General features: G+C 60.4%; 15 protein-coding genes and 1 tRNA gene. 7 read left to right on the top strand and 9 right to left on the bottom strand.

Going from position 1 to position 22,335, the window contains the following annotated elements; genetic code table 11:
- Window positions 1–30 precede the first annotated feature (30 nt).
- The 4 genes from pheT (at window position 31) to K4O48_RS12055 (ending at window position 3,209) form a co-directional block, all read left to right on the top strand.
- The gene (gene pheT, locus K4O48_RS12070) at window positions 31–2,409 is read left to right on the top strand and encodes a phenylalanine--tRNA ligase subunit beta (protein WP_222908527.1); all 2,379 of its coding nucleotides are present in this window, start codon (window positions 31–33) and stop codon (window positions 2,407–2,409) included.
- A 3-nt stretch (window positions 2,410–2,412) separates the two neighbouring features.
- Window positions 2,413–2,715 carry an integration host factor subunit alpha gene (ihfA, locus tag K4O48_RS12065; RefSeq protein ID WP_003282572.1) on the top strand — a complete coding sequence of 101 codons (303 nt, stop codon included), beginning with the start codon at window positions 2,413–2,415 and terminating at the stop codon, window positions 2,713–2,715.
- Window positions 2,696–3,052, top strand: a complete 357-nt coding sequence (locus K4O48_RS12060) for a MerR family transcriptional regulator (RefSeq protein ID WP_025242142.1) — start codon at window positions 2,696–2,698, stop codon at window positions 3,050–3,052. Before ihfA ends, K4O48_RS12060 begins: the two co-directional genes overlap by 20 nt.
- Before the next feature lie 80 nt (window positions 3,053–3,132).
- Window positions 3,133–3,209, top strand: a tRNA-Pro gene (locus K4O48_RS12055).
- A gap of 685 nt (window positions 3,210–3,894) precedes the next feature.
- On the opposite strand, the gene K4O48_RS12050 is transcribed toward K4O48_RS12055, so the two are convergent.
- The 3 genes from K4O48_RS12050 to K4O48_RS12040 form a co-directional block, all read right to left on the bottom strand.
- Window positions 3,895–6,990: an efflux RND transporter permease subunit gene (locus K4O48_RS12050; RefSeq protein ID WP_260523619.1), complete on the bottom strand. Its 3,096-nt coding sequence runs from the start codon at window positions 6,988–6,990 to the stop codon at window positions 3,895–3,897.
- Window positions 6,987–8,180, bottom strand: a complete 1,194-nt coding sequence (locus tag K4O48_RS12045) for an efflux RND transporter periplasmic adaptor subunit (RefSeq protein ID WP_260523618.1) — start codon at window positions 8,178–8,180, stop codon at window positions 6,987–6,989. The genes K4O48_RS12050 and K4O48_RS12045 overlap by 4 nt, the downstream gene beginning before the upstream one ends.
- An 82-nt stretch (window positions 8,181–8,262) precedes the next feature.
- Window positions 8,263–9,681 carry an efflux transporter outer membrane subunit gene (locus tag K4O48_RS12040; RefSeq protein WP_222908525.1) on the bottom strand — a complete coding sequence of 473 codons (1,419 nt, stop codon included), beginning with the start codon at window positions 9,679–9,681 and terminating at the stop codon, window positions 8,263–8,265.
- Window positions 9,682–9,874: 193 nt separating this feature from the next.
- Between K4O48_RS12040 and K4O48_RS12035 the strand changes: the two genes are divergently transcribed.
- From K4O48_RS12035 to K4O48_RS12025, 3 genes are read left to right on the top strand one after another with little or no spacing between them, the layout of a single operon-like run.
- The gene (locus K4O48_RS12035; protein ID WP_260523617.1) at window positions 9,875–10,696 is read left to right on the top strand and encodes a MipA/OmpV family protein; all 822 of its coding nucleotides are present in this window, start codon (window positions 9,875–9,877) and stop codon (window positions 10,694–10,696) included.
- Window positions 10,693–11,379 carry a response regulator transcription factor gene (locus K4O48_RS12030; protein ID WP_222908524.1) on the top strand — a complete coding sequence of 229 codons (687 nt, stop codon included), beginning with the start codon at window positions 10,693–10,695 and terminating at the stop codon, window positions 11,377–11,379. The genes K4O48_RS12035 and K4O48_RS12030 overlap by 4 nt, the downstream gene beginning before the upstream one ends.
- Window positions 11,348–12,736 (top strand): ATP-binding protein, encoded by a 1,389-nt coding sequence (locus K4O48_RS12025; RefSeq protein WP_222908523.1) that lies wholly within the window; start codon window positions 11,348–11,350, stop codon window positions 12,734–12,736. Before K4O48_RS12030 ends, K4O48_RS12025 begins: the two co-directional genes overlap by 32 nt.
- A gap of 46 nt (window positions 12,737–12,782) precedes the next feature.
- On the opposite strand, the gene K4O48_RS12020 is transcribed toward K4O48_RS12025, so the two are convergent.
- The 6 genes from K4O48_RS12020 to K4O48_RS11995 all read right to left on the bottom strand — a co-directional run bounded on the left by K4O48_RS12020 (window position 12,783) and on the right by K4O48_RS11995 (window position 22,332).
- Complete coding sequence (locus K4O48_RS12020) at window positions 12,783–13,643, bottom strand: FHA domain-containing protein (protein ID WP_222908521.1); 861 nt, start codon at window positions 13,641–13,643, stop codon at window positions 12,783–12,785.
- Window positions 13,644–13,703: 60 nt separating this feature from the next.
- Entirely contained in the window at window positions 13,704–15,254 is a 1,551-nt protein-coding gene (locus K4O48_RS12015) for a serine/threonine-protein kinase (RefSeq protein WP_222908519.1), read from the bottom strand.
- A 16-nt stretch (window positions 15,255–15,270) separates the two neighbouring features.
- Window positions 15,271–16,047 carry a PP2C family protein-serine/threonine phosphatase gene (locus tag K4O48_RS12010; RefSeq protein WP_222908516.1) on the bottom strand — a complete coding sequence of 259 codons (777 nt, stop codon included), beginning with the start codon at window positions 16,045–16,047 and terminating at the stop codon, window positions 15,271–15,273.
- A gap of 265 nt (window positions 16,048–16,312) precedes the next feature.
- Window positions 16,313–17,572, bottom strand: coding sequence for an MFS transporter (locus K4O48_RS12005; protein WP_222912082.1), 1,260 nt, complete (start codon window positions 17,570–17,572; stop codon window positions 16,313–16,315).
- Between the two features lie 273 nt (window positions 17,573–17,845).
- Window positions 17,846–20,923 (bottom strand): error-prone DNA polymerase, encoded by a 3,078-nt coding sequence (locus K4O48_RS12000; RefSeq protein WP_222908514.1) that lies wholly within the window; start codon window positions 20,921–20,923, stop codon window positions 17,846–17,848.
- A complete protein-coding gene (locus tag K4O48_RS11995) occupies window positions 20,920–22,332 on the bottom strand; it encodes a Y-family DNA polymerase (RefSeq protein ID WP_222908512.1) in 1,413 nt (470 codons plus the stop codon). The genes K4O48_RS12000 and K4O48_RS11995 overlap by 4 nt, the downstream gene beginning before the upstream one ends.
- Window positions 22,333–22,335: the final 3 nt, after the last annotated feature.

The raw sequence follows: 22,335 nt of genomic DNA, 5'->3' as shown, positions 1-22,335 counted from the left end.
GTCCAGTCAAAGAATATTTAGGAGAGCAGGATGAAATTCAGCGAACAGTGGTTGCGTACCTGGGTCAATCCACAAGTTTCCCGAGAGGAGCTAGTGGCACGTCTGTCGATGGTAGGCCTTGAGGTCGATGCGGTGACCCCGGTTGCCGGCGACTTCAGCGGTGTAGTTGTGGGCGAGGTGCTTAGCACCGAGCAGCATCCTGATGCGGACAAATTGCGCGTTTGCCAAGTTAGCAATGGCAGCGAAGCCTTTCAGGTCGTCTGTGGTGCGCCGAACGTGCGTCAAGGCCTGAAGATTCCCTTCGCTATGATTGGCGCAAAACTGCCGGGCGATTTCAAGATCAAGAAAGCCAAGCTCCGTGGCGTCGAATCCAACGGCATGCTCTGCTCTGAAACCGAGCTGCAGATTGGTACTGATGACAGCGGGCTTATGGAGTTGGCGAGCGATGCTCCGGTTGGTAGCGATCTAAGAGCCTATCTCGGGCTGGACGACGCCAGCATCGAGATCGGTCTTACGCCGAATCGTGGCGATTGCCTTTCCATAGCCGGGCTTGCCCGTGAAGTAGGAGCGATTTACGGCGAGACGGTCGCTTCAGCCGATATCGTTTCGGTTGCTGCGAGTCATGATGAGGTGCGCGCCGTCGATGTGTTGGCACCGCAAGCTTGTCCACGCTACATAGGACGCGTGATTCGTAATGTTGATCTATCGCGACCGACGCCGCTGTGGATGGTCGAGCGGCTACGTCGGTCCGACATCCGCAGCATCGATGCGGTGGTGGACGTGACCAACTATGTGATGCTCGAACTGGGGCAACCGTTGCATGCCTTCGATCTTGCCGAGATCAATGGCGGCATTAGGGTTCGGATGGCAGAGGAGCAGGAAAAACTCGTCTTGCTCGACGGACAAGAACTAACCCTGCGTTCCGATACGCTGGTGATCGCCGACCATCAGCGCGCCCTCGCTATTGCAGGCGTGATGGGTGGAGAACACAGCGGTGTCAGCGCTTCTACCCAAGATCTGTTCCTGGAAAGCGCCTTCTTCGACACAATCGCACTCGCCGGCAAGGCGCGCTCCTATGGGTTGCATACTGATGCATCGCATCGATTCGAGCGCGGGGTGGATTCTCAACTGACCCATCAAGGGATGGAGAGAGCCACTGCGCTGCTGCTGGACATCGTTGGGGGCAGCGCCGGCCCTGTAATCGAAGTCACCAGTGAACCCGATGTTCCCCGCGTGGCGCCAATTTTGCTTCGGAAGGATCGCGTTGAGCAAATGCTCGGATTGAGCATGGCTGACGATCAGATCGTGTCGCTGCTGTCGGCTCTGGGGCTGGGTGTGGTTGAGCACGGCGCTGGAGCCTGGGAAGTGAGCGTTCCCAGTCATCGGTTTGATATCAGCCTGGAAGTGGACCTAATCGAGGAGTTGGGCCGCTTGTATGGTTACGACCGCCTGCCGGTGCGTTATCCACAGGCACGCCTGGCGCCCGAAGCCAGCCCTGAATCTCGAGCCGAATTGCCCGCTTTGCGCCGCTTGCTGGTTGCCCGTGGCTATCAAGAAGCGATCACTTACAGCTTCATCGATCCGAAAATGTTCGAGCTGTTCAGCCCTGGTGTCGAGCCCCTGCAATTGGCCAACCCGATCTCATCGGACATGGCGGCCATGCGTACGACGCTCTGGCCAGGCTTGATCAAGGCATTGCAGCACAACCTCAATCGTCAACAGACCCGTGTACGCCTGTTTGAAAGCGGTCTTCGATTCGTCGGCCAACTTGCGAACCTGAAGCAAGAGCCGATGTTGGCGGGGGTCATCACTGGTAGCCGGCTGCCCGAAGCTTGGGGCAACGATCGAGGAGCAGCGGATTTTTATGACGTCAAAGCCGACGTCGAGGCCTTGCTTGGATATGGTGGCGATGCCGCTGCGTATGGTTTCGTAGCCGCCGAGCACCCGGCACTGCACCCTGGGCAGACCGCGAGGATCGAGCGCGAAGGGCGTGCGGTCGGGTACATCGGAAGTCTTCATCCTGAACTCGCCGCAACGCTGGGTATTGATCAGCCGGTTTATCTATTCGAGCTGCTGATTGCTGAAATCAGCGAAGGTCGGCTTCCGCGCTTTTCAGAGCTGTCTCGCTTCCCTGAAGTGCGTCGCGACATCGCGATTCTGGTCGGGCTCGAGGTGTCTGCGGACGATGTGTTGCTGTGCATTCGCGAAGCTGCTGGGGAAAACCTTACGGACCTCAAGCTATTTGATGTCTATCAAGGTAAAGGTATTGATCCGCTTAGCAAAAGTGTGGCAGTCGGCTTGACCTGGCAGCACCCTTCACGCACTCTAAACGACGATGAGGTGAGTGGTGCAATGCAAGAAATCCTCGCCTCCCTGGAAGAAAGGTTCAACGCCACGTTAAGGAAATAGCGTATGGGGGCTCTGACGAAAGCTGAAATGGCGGAACGTCTATACGAGGAGCTAGGCTTGAATAAGCGCGAGGCCAAGGAACTGGTCGAGCTGTTTTTCGAGGAAATCCGTCAGGCGCTCGAGCACAACGAGCAGGTCAAGCTGTCCGGGTTCGGCAACTTCGACCTGCGCGACAAACGACAGCGTCCGGGGCGTAACCCAAAAACCGGTGAAGAGATTCCGATCACGGCGCGGCGCGTCGTGACATTCCGGCCAGGGCAAAAATTAAAAGCCAGAGTCGAAGCGTATGCTGGAACCAAGTCATAACGACGAACTGCCGACTATACCTGGTAAACGCTACTTCACTATTGGTGAGGTCAGCGAGCTATGTGCGGTCAAACCGCACGTGCTGCGCTACTGGGAGCAAGAGTTTCCACAGCTGAACCCTGTGAAGCGTCGCGGTAATCGGCGTTATTACCAGCGCCAGGATGTGCTGATGATTCGGCAGATTCGATCGCTGCTCTACGAGCAAGGGTTTACGATTGGCGGCGCTCGACAGCGGATGTCCGGCGACGAGGCTCGAGAAGACACCACCCAATACAAGCAATTGATCAGGCAAATGATTACTGAGCTTGAAGATGTACTGCAGGTTTTAAAGAACTAGCCGCTTCGCACAAAAAACTTTCACATATTCAGTCGCTTAATGTATAGTTCAATCCGTTTTCAGCAAGCTGAATACATCGTCGGGGCGTAGCGCAGCCTGGTAGCGCACTTGCATGGGGTGCAAGGGGTCGAGTGTTCGAATCACTCCGTCCCGACCAATTTGATAAACGACTTAGGCCGGTAGCGAAAGCTCCGGCCTTTTTCATGCGCGTGACTTTTCGTGGCTCCTCCCGTTTTTCCGTCGAGATGAAACCGTAAACGCACGGGTGTTCGCGCTAGAGGAAGATGACGATCGCGACAATGTTGCGATGGGGCCTCCTAATAGAACCAGCTAAGCGATTTGTCCAGCGTTATTGCATCTAAATCATCTTAAAAATCCGTTGACAGGGATTTGTTATGCACATTCACGGCGGAGAGGTAATGCATCATCTGATGCCGTTTCGTTTGTTGATGAGCTAGTTAGATAAGTTATTGATTATTAAAGAGTAAAGTTGATCGAGCAAAAACTCACCGATCTGATCTTAGGCCCCGCCGGGCGGGCGTTTGGGCGACTCATCCAGCGTCTGTGCACAGATTTATCCACAGCTTCTGTGGATAACGCGCTCGACCTTATTGATACAAGCGTTTGCAAGGTTTCGTTGGTCTGACACTGGGAGTTTTGGGGGTATCTTCGGGTTTTGACCCGATGAAATCAGGTCGCTTGGTTTATCTCGTCGCGGATCTATTTCGCTCAGCGACTGAGAGACACCGCTCTGTCTATGCGGCGGTTTAATGATTGATCAGCCAGCGGTGGGCAATGCGCCGGCTTGAGGCGCGTTCTTATGTTGAAAACGCGCCCGTGTTCTAACCGGTTCCACTCGCCAGCGCTGTATCAGGGCGATGTGTATGTCTACCTAACCACTGCACGGCATCATCCACGTAGGTAAACAGCACCGGGATGATAAGCAGGCTCAGCACGGTTGAGGTAATCAGCCCGCCTATCACCACAATGCCCATTGGCGACCGGAAGCTCGGGTCTGCACCCCATCCCAGCGCTACCGGCAGCATCCCGGCGCCCATGGCCAGGGTAGTCATGATGATCGGGCTGGCACGCTTGCTGCACGCGTCGATGATCGCCTCCCGGCGTGTCAGGCCATGGTCGCGGCGCGCGAGGATGATGTAGTCGATCAGTAGGATCGAGTTCTTGGTGGCGATGCCCATCAGCATGATGAGCCCGATCATGGCCGGCAACGACATAGCGGTTGCGGTGACGAAGAGGGCGATGAAGGCGCCGGGAATCGACAGCATCGGTGCGGCTAGAATCGTTAGCGGCTGCATGAAGTCCTTCAGCAGCAGCACCAGCACTATGTAGATGCATAGCACACCCGTCAGCATCGCCAAGCCGAACCCCGTGGCAAGCTCGTCCATGGCTTCGGCGTCTCCGACGGTGGTCTGTACTACGCCAGGCGGCAGGTTCCGCAGGCTGGGCAATGCCAGTATTGCCTGCTCGATGTCACCTAGGGCTTCGCCATTCAGTTCGATTTCGACATTGACGTTGCGCATCCTGTCGAAGCGCGTGATCTCGACGGGGCCGCTTCCGATCTCCAGCGTGGCGACGTTTTCCAGCGGCACCGGGCCGCGTGCGCCGGCTATCGGCAGGCGCTTGAGCGTCTGGATATCCCCGCGTGCGGCATCGGTGAGCCGCACGACAACGGGCACCTGGCGCTCGCTAAAGCTGAGCTTGGCCAAGTTCTGATCGTAATCACCCAGGGTAGCGACGCGTAGGGTGTCGGCGATTGCTGCGGTCGTCACGCCGAGGTCGGCTGCGCGGACGAAGTCCGGTCGAACGATCAGCTCGGGACGCACCAGGCTGGCAGTCGAGGTGATCGCACCAACGCCGGGAATGGTGCGCAGCTCGCGCTCAACTTGCTGCGCATGCCGGCTCAGCAACTGACCATCCTCACCTGCCAGTACTAGCACATATTCTTCCGAACCACCCATGCCGACTCTGACCCGCGCGCCGGGTAATACGGCAAGCGCATCGCGCAGCTGGCTTTCGATGTGCTGCTTGGTGACTCCAGGGCGGTCATTGCGGTGCGTCATGTTGAGCGTCAGCACCGCCGTTCGAACATTTCCAGCCGAACTCCCGGGTGGCTCGACCGGGTCGTCACCGGAAGCGCTTCCGCCGATGGCGGTGTACACCATCTTCACGTGCGGATTCTGCTCGATGAGCCGGCGCGCTTGCTCGGCGAGCAAAAGGGTGTCGCCCAGTTTGCTGCCTGGCGCGAGCGTAACCGTGACCTGGGTCTGCCAGTCGTCATCCGGCGGCAGGAAGGTGTCCGGCAATGATGCCGCCAACATCAACCCGCCCGTGAAGAATGCCGTTGCTCCCAAGACCGTGAGCATTCGATGGCGCAGGCACCATTGCATCCAGGTCAGATAAAGGCTCAGCCAGCGAGGTGGCACCTGCGAATGCTGTTTTGGCGGCCGCAGCAGGTAGGCCGCCATCAGCGGCGTGAGCATTCGCGCGACGACCAGCGAGAAGAACACCGCAATGGCTGCCGTCCAGCCGAACTGGACGAAGAACTTGCCGACGGTACCGCTCATGAACGCGGTTGGCAGGAAGACTGCAATGAGGGTGAAGGTGGTGGCGACAACCGCCAGCCCGATCTCGTCAGCGGCCTCCATTGCTGCCTGGTAAGGCGTCTTGCCCATGCGCAGATGGCGTTCGATGTTCTCGATCTCGACGATGGCGTCGTCCACCAGCACCCCGATCACCAGCGACAGGGACAACAGCGTCACGATGTTGAGCGAAAAGCCCATCCAATGCATCACGGCAAAGGTCGGAATGGCTGACAGCGGCAAGGCCACCGCGGCCACGAGGGTCGCACGCCAGTTGCGCAAAAAGAGGAACACCACCAGCACGGCCAGCGCCGCCCCTTCGTACAGCAGGCGCATCGAGCCGTCGTAGTTCTCGACCACCTGATCGACAGAGTTGAATGCCTCGGTGACTGTGATTTCGGGGTGATTGGCCTTAAGACCGTCAAGGGCGCCACGAACCCCGTCGGCGACGTCCACCTCACCGGCGCCGCGGGCACGCACGATTTCGAAACCGACCACTGCCTCGCCATCAAGAAGGGCGGCTGATCGTGGCTCCGCAACCGTGTCGGTGACCGTCGCCACCTGGCCAAGCCGAACCCTTCGCCCGTCGCTGAGGGTGACCTCGAGCGTGGCGATCTCCTCAGCAGACTGGACTGTGGCGATGGTGCGTACCGTCTGTTCACCACCGCCGAGGTAGACGCGGCCGCCAGACGCTTCCTGCTGGACCTGCCGCAGTTGCTGGGAGATGTCCAGGGCAGTGGTGTTCAGCGCGAGCAGGTGCGCCGGATCCAGCTCCACGCGAACCTCCCGACTGACGCCGCCGACACGGGAGACGGAGCCGACGCCGGGCACCGCAAGCAACGCCTTGCTGACGTCATGGTCGACGAACCAGGACAATGCCTGCTCATCCATGTTCGCCGCGGCGACCGTATAGGTCAGGATCGGCGACCCGGCGACTTCCAGCTTCCTGATCACCGGATCACGCAGATCGACAGGCAGGTCGGCGCGTACCCGAGCCACCGCATCGCGCACGTCGTCCAGCGCTTCCTGGGTCTCCTTTTCGAGGCGGAACTCCACCGCGATGTCCGCGGTGCCGTCACTCAGGATGGTCTGGATGTGCCTGACGCCTTGCACTGTCGCGAGCGAATCCTCGATCTTGCGCGCCACATCATTTTCCAGCTGTGCGGGCGAGGCGCCCGGTAGCTCGGCGGTCACCGTGATCATCGGCAGGTCGATGTCGGGAAATTCTTGAATCTTCATCAGGCCGAAGCCCATCAGGCCGGCGAAGGTGAGCAGGGCGAACAGCAGGATGGCTGGTGTCGGATTGCGGATCGACCAGGACGAGACGTTGATGCTCATTTCAGCTCCTCGATCAACCGCGTAGGGATGGGCGAGGGGGCCGGGCTGGCAGCCAGCGGGTCGTGACCCGAGACGGGCAGGTCTTCGACGACGCGGACCAGGTCGCCATCGACGAGAAAACCGCCTCCGGTCAGCACTACGGGACTGTCGGCATCCACACCGGCGATGATTTCGACGCGGTCGTGCATTCGCCGGCCGGTCGTTACCCGGGTCTGCCGAACCTTCGAATCCGGCCCGATGCGCAGCACATAGCTGAAGCCGTCGCGCAGCTGCACTGCGCTCTGGGGCAAGGTCATGGTCTGGTCCGTTCCGACCTCGAATTCGCCCTGCGCAAACATGCCTGCACGCGCAGGGCTATCAGCCGGAAGGTCCACATAGATCAGTGCGTTGCGGCTCTGGATGTCCACCAGCGGAGCGATCATTCGCAGTCGACCCTCCAGAGCCTGGCCATCCGCCAAGCGCAGCTGCGCGGTCTGCCCGGGTCGCAACCGATCAAGGTCCGCTGCGGCCACCTCGGCGCGCCATTCGAGGCGGTTGCCACGAATCAGGCGGAACAGTTCTTCACCCGCCGCAAGTACAGCACCGAGGGTCGCGCTCCTGGCTGAAATCACACCGTCGTCGGGTGCCAGCACCCGGGTTTGGGACAGGCGAAGGCGTTGCATCCGCTCCGTGGCGCGAGCAGCTTCCAGGCGCGCTTGCGCAGTATTTTCTGCGGTGACGTACTGATTGATCTGCTGCGCCGAGAGCGCGCCGCTGGTTTGCAGGTCCCGTGCCCTTTGCGCATTGGCTTCTGCTTCGGCGAGCGCCGCTTCGGCCTCCGCTGTGGCTGCGTGGCTTTGGGCAAGCTTGGCACTCAGGGTGTCGGACGCAAAGGCCGCGAGCACCTGGCCACGCGTGACCCTGTCGCCCACGTTGACCATGACGTCGGCCAGGCGAAGGCCATCCGCCTCCGTGCCGATGATTGCCTCCTGCCACGGCTGGATATTGCCGTTGGCCGGTACCCGAACGGGGAGAGTGGTCGGCTCCAGCTTGGTGACCGAGACCGTCAGCGAAGGCTTTGCCGAAACGGCAGGCGGCTCGCCGTTAACGTCGCGGCTGGGAACCCAGGCAGCCAATGGCAACAGTAGAAGGGCGAGGGTCGCGAATACGCTCATCACGACGAAAACGGTTCGGTGGGTGGTTCTTTTCATGTCAGTCGAAATCCTGCGCAAATGGCGCGTCGTCGTGAAGCGACCGGGCGGCTGCCAGGTTGCGAATGGCTTTATTGGCCGCTCAGGTGCCGGCGACTTCCTCCAGCGCCTCGGCAGACCAGCCGCCTCCGACGGCTCGGTACAAGGCAATCCAGCTAGCCACGTGCTCGCGTTGCAGCGCTATCAGCGTGACCTGCGCGGTGACCATGCTGCGGCGCGCATCCTCAAGATCGAAAAGACTGGCGGTACCGGCCCGGTAGCCTGCGCCAACGGCTTCATACGAACGCTCGAAGCCGTCAGCGGCGCGGCGCGCATCGTCGCTACGTGCCGCCGTGCTGTGCAGCGAGACGAGCGCCGTCTCAATCTCCCGGATTGCTTCGCGCAAGCGATCGGCGAAGATCACTGCCGCAAGGTCGTAACGCACGCGTGCCGCCTCGGCGTTCGCGCGGCGTACACCACCATCGAACAGGGGTAGCGTTAGTGCTACCGGTCCAAGGCTCCAGACCGTCCCATCGGTAGTCATGCCACCCTCGGAGAGGCGGCTGCTGCCGATGTTTCCGCTGAGGGTCACGCGGGGCCAGCGCAACGCCTGCGCCTGTACCGATTCGGCGCTCGCGATCACTACATCGCGTGCAGCGGCATAGAGATCGGGACGCTGCATGAGTACACGGGCGGGCACGGAGGCGACGCGAAAATGTGCAGGTTCCGGCAAGTGTGCGTTCGCACCGGCCAGTTGGTTACGGAGTTCAGCCTCGTTCCTGGCGGTCAGCGCAACGAGCGACTTGATCAGGGATTCACACTGGGCGCGTCGTTCGGCTAGCGTTACCTGTCCTTGCGCCGCACTCGCCAGGGCTAGGTGGGCTTCGGCAGGTGATTGGAAACCGCGGCTGGCCATCAGGCTGGTCAACCGAGAGGTTTCGCTACGGGACTGAGCATCCAGCTCGGCTTGTATCACCTGCGCCTGGCAAGCCCGCAAGTCGACATAGGTTGTCGCGATCTCAGCTGCGATGGAGACCCTGGCGTCATGCCACCCGGCCAGGCTCGCTTCGAACCGCGCCTGTGCGGCGCTGGAAGCAGCGCGGTTGGCACCGAACAGGTCCAGCTCCCAGCTGGCCCTCAGGCCGGCGGAAGACATCGTGCCAACCGGGTCTCCAATCTCGGGCCGGCCACGACTGGCGTCGACGGTTGCGTCCAAGGAGGGCATCAACGCCGCGTCGCGCCCGACACGTGTCGCTTGTGCATCGGCAATACGCGCCAGCGCTTGGGCCAGCGTCGCGCTAGCATCCTGTCCATCCTCGATGAGGCTTAACAGGAGCGGATCGTCAAACTGAGCCCACCAGCGAGCGAGACTCTGGAGCCTGCCCTCATGGGAAAGCGGGGCATGCCACTGGGCGGCGACCGGTGCATCGACACCCGGGATAGGAGGGGGGGCAATCGATGCGCAGCCAGTCAGTGCAATAGCTGACAGCAGGAACCATCGCAGCCCAAACGGTGCATTCAAAGATGTGTCCTCCCTTCATTTTGCGCGGTCACCAGCGAGCGGCCGCTGGGTGTTGCGTCGGGAGTCACTATCGGCTGGTGAATCTTTCCAGAGGCTTACTGATGGGAGAAAAATAAAGCGCAGATCGGTAAGTGTTCGGTAAGACGACACTCGGAACGATAGGGGCGCCATCTACCTTGTTCTGGAGAGCTCCATGTATCTGTCCCGCTTACCTGCTTTGCGCATCTCGCGTGCAGTCATCCGCGCCATGGGCGCTTCGGCCTTTGTGGTTGGCCTGGCATCGGCCCCGGTCCGGGCCGCCGAGTTCGAGTATCCCGAGGAGGCCACGTCCTGGGGGCTGGGCATTGGCGCCGCCAGTTCCCAGGATCCGTACACCAATATCGATCGTGAGAGCGACGCGCTACCGCTGATCTACTATGAAAACACCTATGTTGAGGTGTTTGGCCCCACTGTCGAGTTCAAGCTGCCCGGCCTGCGGATCAGCGATGCGCAGCGGTTCAACTTCAGCATCGTCGCCACGTACGACGAGAGCGGCTATGAAGAAGGCGATGCGCGGATCCTCGATGGGATGGACGATCGCGACGGTGGCTTCTGGGCCGGCGCGAAGGTCGAATGGGAGAACGAGGTCGTCAACGTCAGCGCAGAATGGCTTGCCGACGCATCGGGAGACAGCGAGGGTCAGCAGGCTTCCCTTGGCCTGGAACGGACGTGGGAGTTTGGCGAGCACATCATGCTGACCCCATGGGTAGCCGCCACCTGGTTGGACAAGGATTACGTCGACTACTATTTCGGCGTCCGCGACAGCGAAGCGCGTTTTGACCGTCCCACCTACGATGGAAAAAGCACCGTGAATACTGAAATCGGGGTTCGTGGAACCTATATGTTCGATCAACGGCACTCCGTGTTCCTCGATCTCGAGGCCGTGCGCCTTGGCAGTGAAATCAAGGACAGTCCACTGGTTGATCGCTCTACCGCGAACCAGGTGGTGTTTGGCTATCTTTACCGCTTCGAATGAGCCGCATTCTTCTGGTGGAGGATCACGAACGCCTGGCGCAGCTGATATGCAAAGGACTGGCGGGCGCAGGGATCGCCGTCGATGTGGTTGGTCGAACGGACGCCGCCTGGGCGGCCATCCGGCAGCTTTCCTACCAGGCCATGATCCTGGACAGGGGCCTGCCGGACGGCGATGGGCTGTTTCTGCTGCAGCGTCTACGCAAGGCTGGGCAGGGTTTGCCCTGCCTGGTATTGACCGCCCGCGATGCCTTGCATGATCGCGTCGAGGGCCTGGATGCCGGGGCGGATGACTATCTGCCCAAGCCGTTCGCCATGGATGAGATGGTGGCCAGGGTGCGAGCCTTGCTGCGTCGCCCCGTGGTAATCAGCGAGCCAGTTCCTAGTTGCGGCGACATAACGCTGCATGCCGACACCGGCGTCCTGTCGCGCAGGGATAAACGCGTAGCACTGTCTCCAGCTGAGATGCAGATCATGCTGCTGCTGATGGGCAATTGCGAACAGGTGGTGCGGCGCAGGGCGCTCGAAGCCGCTGCCTGGGGATTGAGTGAAGCCGTCACGCCAAATGCGCTGGACGTTGCGTTGCACCGTATTCGCCGAAAGCTGCTCGTCATCGGTTCCGGCTACAAGATCATCAACGTCAGGGGGCACGGCTATGCGCTTCGCGAGCACGAGCTGGACCAATAGCCTTGCCCTAAAGGTAATGCTCGCCTACGTGGCGGGGGCGACGCTGACCACCGCCATTATCGCGGTCGTTGTGATTGTACTGACGGCCTATCAGGGCGACATGCTCGCAATGGCGGAAGTGGCGGATACAACCACTGAAATAGGCAAAGACCTGCTGTTCGACGGCAACGGTGTGCCGGTCGCCGTCGACGTCACCGACTTTGAATGGGTATTTGACAGCCTCAATCAGGAAACCGCCTACCGCGCTCTGGACGAGTCGGGGAAGGTCGTTCTGACCTTGCCTGGCAGTGAGGTCATCTGGCCTGAAATGGAGGAAGCTGGCCCGGTGCCAACCGGAAGCTTCCAGTTCATGCAGAGAGGGGTGCAGATGCAGGGCGCCACGGCCGCCGTCGAGCATGAGGGACGAACCTGGTATGTGCAGTTTTCCGCCAGTACGCGGTTCCTTCAATTGATACACCACCAATTCACGCTGCCGTCCACCGGGGTGGGGGTCACGCTGTTCAGTCTGATTCTGCTGTTCGTCTTTGGCGCCTGCGTGTACGTGACCCTCAGGTATGCTTTCAAACCGCTGCGGGATATCTCGAATGCTGCGGCCAAAATCTCAACTCGCTCGCTTCATGCCCGGCTGCCCAGTGACGCCGCTCCCAATGAAATTGCGCCGCTGGTGAACAGTTTCAACAAGGCGCTTGAGCGGCTGGAACATGGGTACCGGGTGCAGCAGGAGTTTCTCGCGACAGCGGCGCACGAGCTGAAGACACCACTCGCATTGATCCGCGCGCAAGTCGAGCTGATGGATCAGGGCGATGGTCGCCAACCATTGCTTAGCGACGTGGAGCACATGACGCGGCAGGTGCATCAGTTGCTTCACCTGGCCGAAGCGAGCGAGATCCAGAGCTACCGTTTCGCTGCGGTGGGCGTGCCGGAAGTGGCGCGCGAAGCCGCCGATTACCTGCAGCGCATGGCCGATGCAGCGGGGGTAGAGCTGGTGGTGACAGGCGATCGCGCTGAGTCGCCTTGGCTGGCTGACCGAGGGGCGCTGTTCACGCTACTCAAGAACCTGCTCGAAAATGCGATCCAGCATGCGCCTCGTGGCAGCCAAGTCCATATAGACGTATGCAGCAGCAAGCTAACCTTGCGCGATTGGGGCCCCGGTGTGGACGAGGCGCAGCTCGCGCACCTCTACGAGCGATTTTGGCGGGGGCCGCACCGGCGCGACCAGGGCGCGGGTCTGGGCCTCGCCATCTGTCAGGAGATCGCCACGGCGCATGGCTGGTGGTTGTTCGCACACAGGGCGGAGCCAGGTCTTCTGATCGAGGTCTCGCGATCGGCCGATCAGTCTGCTTGCGCTGTTTCGTAAACGATCCGATGGCTCCGGCCATAGCCAGTACGGCTGAAGCGATTCGCTAGACCAATCGCTGCGCAACGAGGGCGGCGGCAATGGCCAGCCCCAGCGCCCCAAGCAGAAGAACCAGTCGCCATCCCGATTTCTGCTGTGGGCCCGCACCGACAGTCACGGTGCTTGTATCGGCAACAGCAGGAGCAGCGCGCAGCGGATTGGGCGTGGCGGGGCGAGGTCGGACAGCCTTGGCCTCGGCCGTGACGGGCAAGTCGGCTACACGGACGAACACGGTAGCGTCTTCATCCTCCATTGCCGGCATTTGCACCTTTGGCCCGATAACCAGCAGCGTCGTATTGCCCAACTGAACCTGATCGCCCGGCTGCAGTAATGCGTTAGTCACCTTGACCCGATTCACCAGCAGTCCATTGGCCGACGCCAGATCCTTAACCTGGAGTACATCATCTTTCAGATAGAACTCCGCGTGCCGGCGCGATAGATCAGGGTCGCTGAAGCAGAGCTCGCATTTCACTGAGCGGCCAAAGGTCATCGAGCCGGTGATGTGATATTTGTGCCCCTGGTTTTCACCCGTTACGACCTGCAATAACCAGCGCGGGGCGGCCTTTACCTTCGCTCCGGCCTTCGCCGGATCGACGATCTCCAGTTCTAGTGTGCCCAAACGCACGCGGTCGCCCGAACGGACCTGATAGCGCTCTCCGACCTGCTCGTTATTGATAAAGGTTCCGCCCGGCGAGCCAAGGTCAGTCAGGTAGTAAAAGCGACTATCGAGACGCAGCTCGGCATGGAAGGGTGCGATCCCCGCCTCATCCAGCACTAGATTGTTACGCGGGTCCGAGCCAAGTGTGAAACGTTCATCGGCAAGCCAGACAGGGCTCTGGCGATTGTCAACGAAGTGGATCCTGAGCATGTGTAGAACACCTTGAACGGAAAGGAATGATCAGCTTTGAGCCGAACGATCGAACTATGATTACTGGTTGAATACCCGATTCCACAAGCGTTTGATCGGATTGGCCGGCGCTTGGGAGGTTTTCGTGGTGCTTGGGGTGGCTCGCGAATTGTTGGCCGCGGTTCGCGTCGCTACTTTTGGTGTGTAGGCCTTGGCAACACGCTGCGCATGGTCGTCGCGAAGAGCCAGCAAATTGGCATGTGTAGGGGCAACCTCAAGGCCTTGGTGAATGTATTCCTGCGCCAGGGCGTATTCGCGCCGGCTGTAAGCAGATTCAGCGAGCTCGACATAGCGTTCGCTCACCTGCGCCAAGCCAAGCTGAGCCGCTTCGTTACCGGGCACCCATCCCAATACCTGGCGGAAATAATGCACTGCGCTGTCTTCAGCGGGTTCCAATAGCTGATCGTTGGCCATGCGCTGCGCCGCTGATTCCAAGGCTTGGGCAATGCGCGCATCAAGAACACGTCGCAGGCCGGCGAGTGCCTGGGCGTTATCGTTATCCAGGCGCAAAGCCTGACGATAGTAATAATCCGCATTGTCGGACGCTGGCGCTAGGAGATCCCCATTTGCCAGCCTTAACTCGGCGCGGCTTAGAAGGTCGCTGACGCGGCTGTACTGCAACCATTGATACCCGCCGATGCCTGCAGCCGTGGTCGCCAACAGCAGTGCTGCGCTTATCGCCCCCAGGCGGGCGAAACCGCGTCGTCGCAGGCGTCGTCTGGGTGGTGGCGCGATGAGGACCGCTGGTGCGATGCGGGTCATGTCCATGTCCGGCTCGGTAAGCGTGTCAATGGCTTCCAATAGCTCGCGGCAATTGCGGAAGCGATTATCTGGTTGCTTGGCCAGCATCCCGGCCAGCAGCGGTTGATAAGCTGCCAATGCCGGCGGTAGTTCCGGCGGCGGCATTTGCATATGGTTGAGGACCGTTTGCGGATAGCTGGCTGCGCGGAATGGATTGGTCCCGGTGAGCATCTCAGCAAGTATGACGCCAAGGCTGTAGATGTCGCTTCTGGCATCAAGCGGCTGGCATTGGGCCTGTTCGGGGCTGCTGTAGGCGGGGCTGCCCACCGCGATGCCAAAATGAGTGAGTTCGTTATCCAGCTCGACCGCCTTGGCCACTCCGAAGTCGGTCAGAACGACACTTCCATCATTCCGAAACAGAATGTTAGCGGGCTTGACGTCTCGGTGAACCAGGCCGCCGTCGTGCACGACCGCAAGCCCTCCAGCTAGCTGACGGACGATGTCCAGCGCTCGTGACGGGGAAAACACGATGCCGCGATGCTGCGCCAGGTCACCGCCGCCAATGTATTCCATCGCCAGGTAATGCCGACCGTCCGTAATCTGGCCGATGTCATGAATAGTGATGATGGCGGGGTGGCGCAGCGAGGCCACGATGTGGCCCTCCTGAATGAACCGCTCGATAAAGGCAGCATCTTCCGTCCGTAGAAGCACCTTCACCGCTACCTCACGATCCAGCGAGAGCTGAGTGGCGAGATAAACCTCGGCCATTCCGCCTTTTCCTAACCGCTTGTGTAGGCGATAACCGGGTATTTCAAGCATCCGTTGCGTCATTAAATCGCGCCTACTCTTACGACTTGAGGGTTTTTAACAGCATATCGACGAGTCGGCGCCGGCGTGACTCGACCACAGGCGGAGGCACCGTCCGGCCGACCACGATGCAGGAAATATTGTCGCGTCCGCCGTGTCGGTTTGCTTGGCTGATTAGCTGCTCGACCAGATTTTCGAGCGTATCGGCGAAGGTACAGCTGGCGTGTATTTGGGCGTCGGTCAGCTCGTTGGTGAGGCCATCGCTGCAGAGCAGCAATAACTCATCGGCTCTCAAGGTGCCGCTGTAGACGCCAACGTCGAGTGCCTCATCGCGGCCTAGACACCGCATGATGATGTTGCGCCAGGCGTGCGCCTGAGCATCGACTGCATCCAGTTCTCCCGCATCGACCATCATCTGCACCCAGCTGTGGTCGCGGCTCAGCTGCTCAATGCCATGAGAGGTCACCCGATAGGCTCGACTGTCACCCACCCAGGCAAGCTCGAAGTCGAACCCGTCAAAAAGGGCCGCCACCAATGTCGTGCCCATGTCCTCGCCAACAGAGGCTTCCAGCACCGCTTGGTTGGCAAGCTGAACCGCAGACTCCAATGATTCACCGTTTGCAACAGCTTGGTGTAGCGCCGACAGTGCCAGGTTACTGGCAACCTCACCGCATTCGTGTCCACCCATGCCATCGGCAATTGCCCACAGCCCCAGCGCTGGCGCGCAAAGCACAGCGTCTTCGTTATGACTGCGCTTTCGCCCCGGCGAGCTTTGACCGGCGTAGTCCAGTGAAGAGGCTGAGAGTGTAGGTGGCATGGGGCCCGATCCTTTTGACTGCGGCTCTACAACGAACGCGCATGATGCGTTGGGCCTGTGCGCCTGTCATTGGGTGGGGGAGGAGTAAATGTAGAAGTGTTAACTCGCGCAAAGTGGAGCCCGCTCACGCTTACAGGTGCAGCGGGCGCTAAGCGTCGCTGCAAACGGTGCGATTCGCCAAATGACACTCTGATGCGGCCGGTGAGACCCGCCGACATCCGTAAAGCGGAGGGAGCGTAACCTCGACGGATCGGCTTGCGTTCGGTTATCCGACGCGTGAGTCAGACTGGCACGTGGCGGGTGAAGCGTCGCGTTTAGCGTTGGTAGCGGGTAAGAGAACAGTCAGCAGGCCCAGCAGCGGCATGAATGCGCACAGCCGATAGACGTATTCAATTCCGCGTAGGTCCGCCAGATGGCCAAGCGCTGCTGCCGATATCCCGCTGATACCAAACATAAGTCCGAAGAACACGCCGGCAATCATGCCCACGTTGCCGGGGACGAGTTCCTGCGCGTACACCACAATCGCGGAGAAGGCTGAGGCCAGAATAAAGCCGATGATCACGCTGAAAACGGTCGTCCAGAATAGATCCAGGTAAGGCATTGCCAACGCGAAGGGGGCCGCGCCAAGAATGGAAAACCAGATCACAGCCTTGCGGCCAATCCTGTCGCCGATCGGTCCGCCGAAAAAGGTTCCCGCCGCAACGGCGCCTAGAAACAGAAACAAGTGCAACTGGGAGCCGGTGACGGAAAGACCAAACTTTTCGATCAGGTAGAAGGTGAAGTAATTGGTGATGCTCGCCATGTAGATGTACTTAGAGAGCACGAGCAGCGCCAGTACGACCAACGCTGCAGCTATCTCTCGATGGGAAAGGCCGTGGGTACGTTGAGTGGCTTTCTTTTGCTTGGTGTTATTCAAATGATGGCGATACCACCGGCTCAGCCTGTATTGCACGCCAATGGCAAACAGGCCGAACAAACCAATCCAGACGATGTTGCCCTGGCCAAATGGGACGATGATCGCAGCGGCCAGTAAGGGACCGATGGCGGTGCCCGCGTTTCCGCCTACCTGAAACGTGGATTGGGCCAATCCAAAGCGGCCGCCCGAAGCCAGGCGGGCCACACGGGATGTTTCAGGATGAAAAGTAGACGAGCCGATGCCGATCAGCGCCGATGCCATGAGGATCGCACCGAAGGTATTCACGACGCTGAGCATAAGAATGCCGAACAACGTGCATACCGCGCCGGTGGGCAACAGAAACGGTTTTGGATGCCGGTCGGTATAGAGGCCGATCCAAGGTTGCAGCAGCGAGGCGGTGGCCTGGAATGTCAGGGTGATCAAGCCAACCTGTGTGAAGGTCAGGTTGTACTCGGCCTTAATCATTGGATAAATCGCCGGGAGCACAGCCTGAATCAGGTCATTGATGAGGTGCGCGAGGGCGCAGGAAAAGATGATGCCGATGACCAGCGGACTGGGTGACGTGTCGTCAGAAACAGGGGTTCCGGCCTGGGAAATTGGAGAGGTCATTGAAGAAATACCGGATCCATGAGAAGAGCGCCGTGTCTGCGCGAACGAGCAGCTGCGATCAGATGGATGCCGGGCTGCTGAAACAGGCAGATTTTCGGATATAGCAGGCGCCACTTTACATGAGCATTCCTGCGTTTCGGCACGCTGACGTGGCGCAGGGTAAATCTGTTGACTACTCAGTGCTCTGTAAACGAGACGAGCGCGGAAACTGGCCGAATGCAAAGTGTGGTGATCATGGCAGGCCGCGCTGTGTGCCGGCTCAAGGTAAGTAATTCACTGAAAATCCCGGCTGCGAATGTCTAGTCCGGTCAGTAGGTCCGAAAGGTCGCTCAGACGCCCGGCAATGACATGCCGTACACCGTTTGCCGATTCAAGATGACCGTCGACTCGCAGCAGCTGCGACTGAATCAGCACTCTTCGTTGGCGCTCGGCCAGGTCGCGCCAGACCACCACGTTGATCATGCCGAACTCGTCTTCCAGAGTTACAAAAATCACGCCGCTGGCAGTCTGGGGTCGCTGACGGCCGATCACAAGACCGGCAACGCTGACCATCCGGCCGTGCGGGACATTCGCTAACTCGCTCGAACTGCGGCAGCGTTTGCTTGTGAGCTGACCGCGTAACAGGGCCAGCGGATGCGGGCCTAGCGTGGTGCCAAGGGTGGCGTAGTCAGTCAGCAAATCTTCGCCAGTGGAGGGGAGGGGGAGCGGTACCGGAGCTTCCTGAGTCGGGATTTGGTCTGCGAACAATGGCAGCTGTGGCTCGATCCCGGCCACAGCCCAGCGCGCCTGATGACGGTGCCCCGCAAGGCTTTGCAGGGCGCCCGCATCAGCCAGTCGCTCGCGTGCGCGGGCATCCAGACGTGCCCGAAGACACAGGTCATCCACGGCCGCGAAGGGTTGAACTCGTCGCGTGGCCTCGATGCGTCGTGCATCCTCTTCGCGAAAGCCGCGTACCAGACGCAGGCCCAGCCGGATCGCGGGTTGCTCGTTGGCGGTTGGCTCAAGGCTGCAATCCCAGTTGCTGTGATGGACGTCGACCGGACGGATTTCCAGGTGGTGGCGACGTGCGTCCTGGAGAATCTGATCGGGATTGTAGAAACCCATCGGCCAGCTATTGATCAAAGCACAGGCGTAGGCGGCTGGCTCGTGGCATTTCAGCCAGCAACTGGCGTAGGTGAGCAGGGCGAAGCTGGCGGCATGAGATTCGGGAAAACCGTAACTACCGAAGCCCTTGATCTGTTCGAAGACCCGTGCGGTGAACTCGGGAGCATAGCCTCGGGCAAGCATGCGCTCGGTCAGGCGCTGGCGATGGGGCTCCAAGCCGCCATGACGCTTCCAGGCGGCCATGGCACGACGCAGCTCGTCAGCTTCTCCGGGCGTGTACTCAGCGGCAACGATCGCCAGTTCCATGACCTGCTCTTGAAACAGCGGAACACCGAGGGTGCGCTCGAACACCGGTCTCAACTCTTCGGAAGGGTAGTCCTCCCGCTCTTCACCATTACGTCGGCGCAAGTAGGGGTGAACCATGTCGCCTTGGATGGGCCCCGGGCGAACAATGGCGACTTGAATGACCAGGTCATAAAAGGTCTTGGGGCGAAGGCGCGGCAACATCGCCATCTGCGCGCGCGATTCGATCTGGAACACCCCAACGGTATCAGCGCGACTGATCATGTCGTAGGTCGCGCGGTCTTCCTGCGGCAGCGTAGCAATGGTCCAGCGCGTTCCACGATAGTGTTCGATCAGGTTGAAACAGCGTCGCAATGCGCTGAGCATGCCGAGGGCTAGAACATCGACCTTGAGCAGGCCAATCAGATCAAGATCATCTTTATCCCACTGGATTACGGTGCGCTCTGCCATGCTGGCGTTCTCCACCGGCACCAGGGTTTCAAGTGAATGCTCAGAGATGACGAAACCACCGGGGTGTTGCGACAGGTGGCGGGGGAAACCGATCAACTCGCCCGTCAACACCAGCACCCGGTGTAACACCGGGCTGCTCGGGTCGAAGCCGGCCTCGCGCAGTCGCTCTTCGTCGGGAACCCGGTCGCTCCAGCGTCCGCAGCAATCGGCCAGCGCATTGACCTGATCCGGTGGCAGGTTGAGCGTCTTGGCAACGTCACGAATGGCACCTGTCGCGTGGTAAGTGCTGGCCACCGCCGTCAGTGCAGCACGAGCGCGGCCATAACGTCGAAACACATACTGAATGACGTCCTCACGACGCTCGTGCTCGAAGTCGACGTCGATATCTGGCGGTTCGTTGCGTTCGCGGGACAGAAACCGTTCGAACAGCAGCTTGCTCTGTGACGGATCAAGTTCGGTGATTCCCAACACGAAACAGACTGCTGAATTGGCTGCCGAGCCGCGTCCCTGACACAAGATGTGCTGCTCACGGGCGAAACGCACCAGGTCGTGCACGGTGAGGAAATAGCTTTCATAGCCGAGTTCGGTGATCAGCTGTAGTTCATGTTCAAGCTGCGCCTGCGCCTTGTCCGTCGCGCCTGATGGCCAGCGCCAACGAGTGCCGTCCTCGACCAGTTTGCGTAGCCAGGAAGAAGCGCTATGACCAGCAGGCACCAGCTCATGCGGGTATTGGTATTTCAACTGGCTGAGATCGAACCTGCAACGCTCGGCGATGCGCAGGGTTTCGCAGAGCAGATCGGAGGGATAAAGCTGGCTGAGCTCCTCATAACGGCGCAAATGCCGCTCACCGTTGGGGAATAGATAGCGGCCAGCGTCTGCAACCGGTAGGTGATAGCGAATGGCAGTCATGCAGTCCTGCAAGGCGCGGCGCCCACGAGCATGCATGTGAACATCGCCACAGGCTACTGCGGGTATGTTCAGGCGTGCGGCCAAGGCCTGCCACTGACACAGACGCTGCCTATCGTCTGGCCCTCGGTGCAGCTCGATGCCCAGCCAGAGGCGCTCAGGGAAACATGCGCGCAGCCAAATGCCTTCGGCGTCGGCATCGGCCTGGCGGGCTATCCAGATAGCCAACAGCCCAGTCAGGGGTTCGCTTACGTCTTCGGGAAGAAGTTGATAACGGCCTTTGTCTGCGCGTCGCCGGGCACGGGTAATCAGACGGCAGAGGGATTGGTAACCGACCAGATCTTCGACCAGCAGCACCAGTTTCGGCCCATCTTCGACTTGGAACTCGCTGCCGATGATCAACGGCAGGCCCGTATTCTTCGAGGCTTGCCAGGCCCGAACGATACCGGCCAGCGTGCACTCGTCGGTGATGGCCAGCGCTCCATAGCCGAGACGCGAGGCGCGCTCGAACAGTTCCTGGGCACTCGAGGCGCCCCGCTGGAAACTGAAGTTAGACAGGCAATGGAGTTCAGCGTAGCCGGTCATCATGCGAACCAACCGTGCAATAACAGCGGCCCTCCCTCTGCCGGACGGAACGCCCAGCCGCGTTGCCCGGCGCGGGTTTCAACCAGATAGTAGTCGCGACGCACGTCGCCACCGTCCCACCAGCCGGATTCGATGCGCTCAGGACCGGCTAGCACGTTCACGGACGACTCCTGAACGGGTTTCGCTTCGACCAGCAGCCAGCCGGGGCGGGGTCCTATGTCCGATGAAAACTCGTGCTGGGCGACATGTCGCGGCTGCCATGCGCACTCGGGGCGATGATCGGCCTGCGCGGCAAGTCCTTGCACGGCGTCATCGCCCAGGCGAGACCGTAAACGCTCTCGGAGTTGTTCCCAGGGCAACGATTGCTGAGGACGCTCGTCGAACAGCTCGCGGTGCTCAGGAGCAAAACTCGGCAGCTCGCGCGCGACCAGGCGCAACGCCAGCACCGGTGCTGGCAGTTGCAGATGCTCCAGCCGGCCGCGGGTCAATTCGAACAGCATGGCGGGATCTCGCTCGGCGCTGAGCAGGCCGACCGCCACCTCGCTATCGGCCAGGTTGCGATGTTCCAGCTGCAAGGTGAAACGCTGTACGCCACTGTCACGACCCGCCAGATAGGCGGCAAGGTCGGCGGTGAGCCGGCGCAGCGGAAACAGCAACGCTTGATGCGACTCGACTTCGAAGTTCAATTCGATACGGGCATCGAAGCGGTCGGGCGGCCGGTAGAAATCCAGCGCCAGAGGACGCCGTTCGAGCAGGGTATCAAGGTGCTTGATCACCTCAGCAGGAAAACGCCTGGCCAGACCGGAGCGGGGCAAGTCGAGCACCTGTTTGAACGTTCGCAGCCCCATGCGGACCAGCGCCGTCGCCGCTTCGCGCGGCAGGCCGATACGGTCCACGGGCAGTCGCCCCAGTACATGCAGCAGCGTCTCGGTATCCATCACAGCCAAGCCGTCATGCACGTTGGCCAATGCGCGCGCCGCCGCCGCATTGGGCGCCAGGGTAATGCGATGCCGAAAGCCGAGCTCAACGAGCTCTTTCCGCAAGCGTGCCTCCAGACGAGGCCAGGGGCCGAACAGGCCGAGGCTGGATCGCACCTCCAAGAGCAAGCAACGTGGGTAATGCAGGCTCACATGTGAGCTGAACCCATAAGCCCAGGCCGCGAGAAATTGTTGCCAGTGCTCAATGGATGCCAGGTCGTAGTCGGCCGTCGCAAACGCACGAGTCAGCGCTTGTGCGGCGATCAATGATTGTCCCGGCTTGAGACCGAGAGCCCGGGCGGCTGGATTGACTGCCTGCAGTACGCGGCGCTGTGGCGTACCGCTCAAGAGAGCCAGCGGTCTTTCGGTCTCGGTGCGATTGCGCAGCACACCGTCCATGGCCAGTTGCGGCAGCAAAATGCAGACCCAGAGCATGAT

The sequence above is a fragment of the Pseudomonas sp. DNDY-54 genome (assembly GCF_019880365.1).
GTDB lineage: Bacteria > Pseudomonadota > Gammaproteobacteria > Pseudomonadales > Pseudomonadaceae > Stutzerimonas > Stutzerimonas stutzeri_P.
The sequence above is the reverse complement of the archived record's forward strand: the minus strand, read 5'-3'. Positions and strand labels throughout refer to the sequence as shown.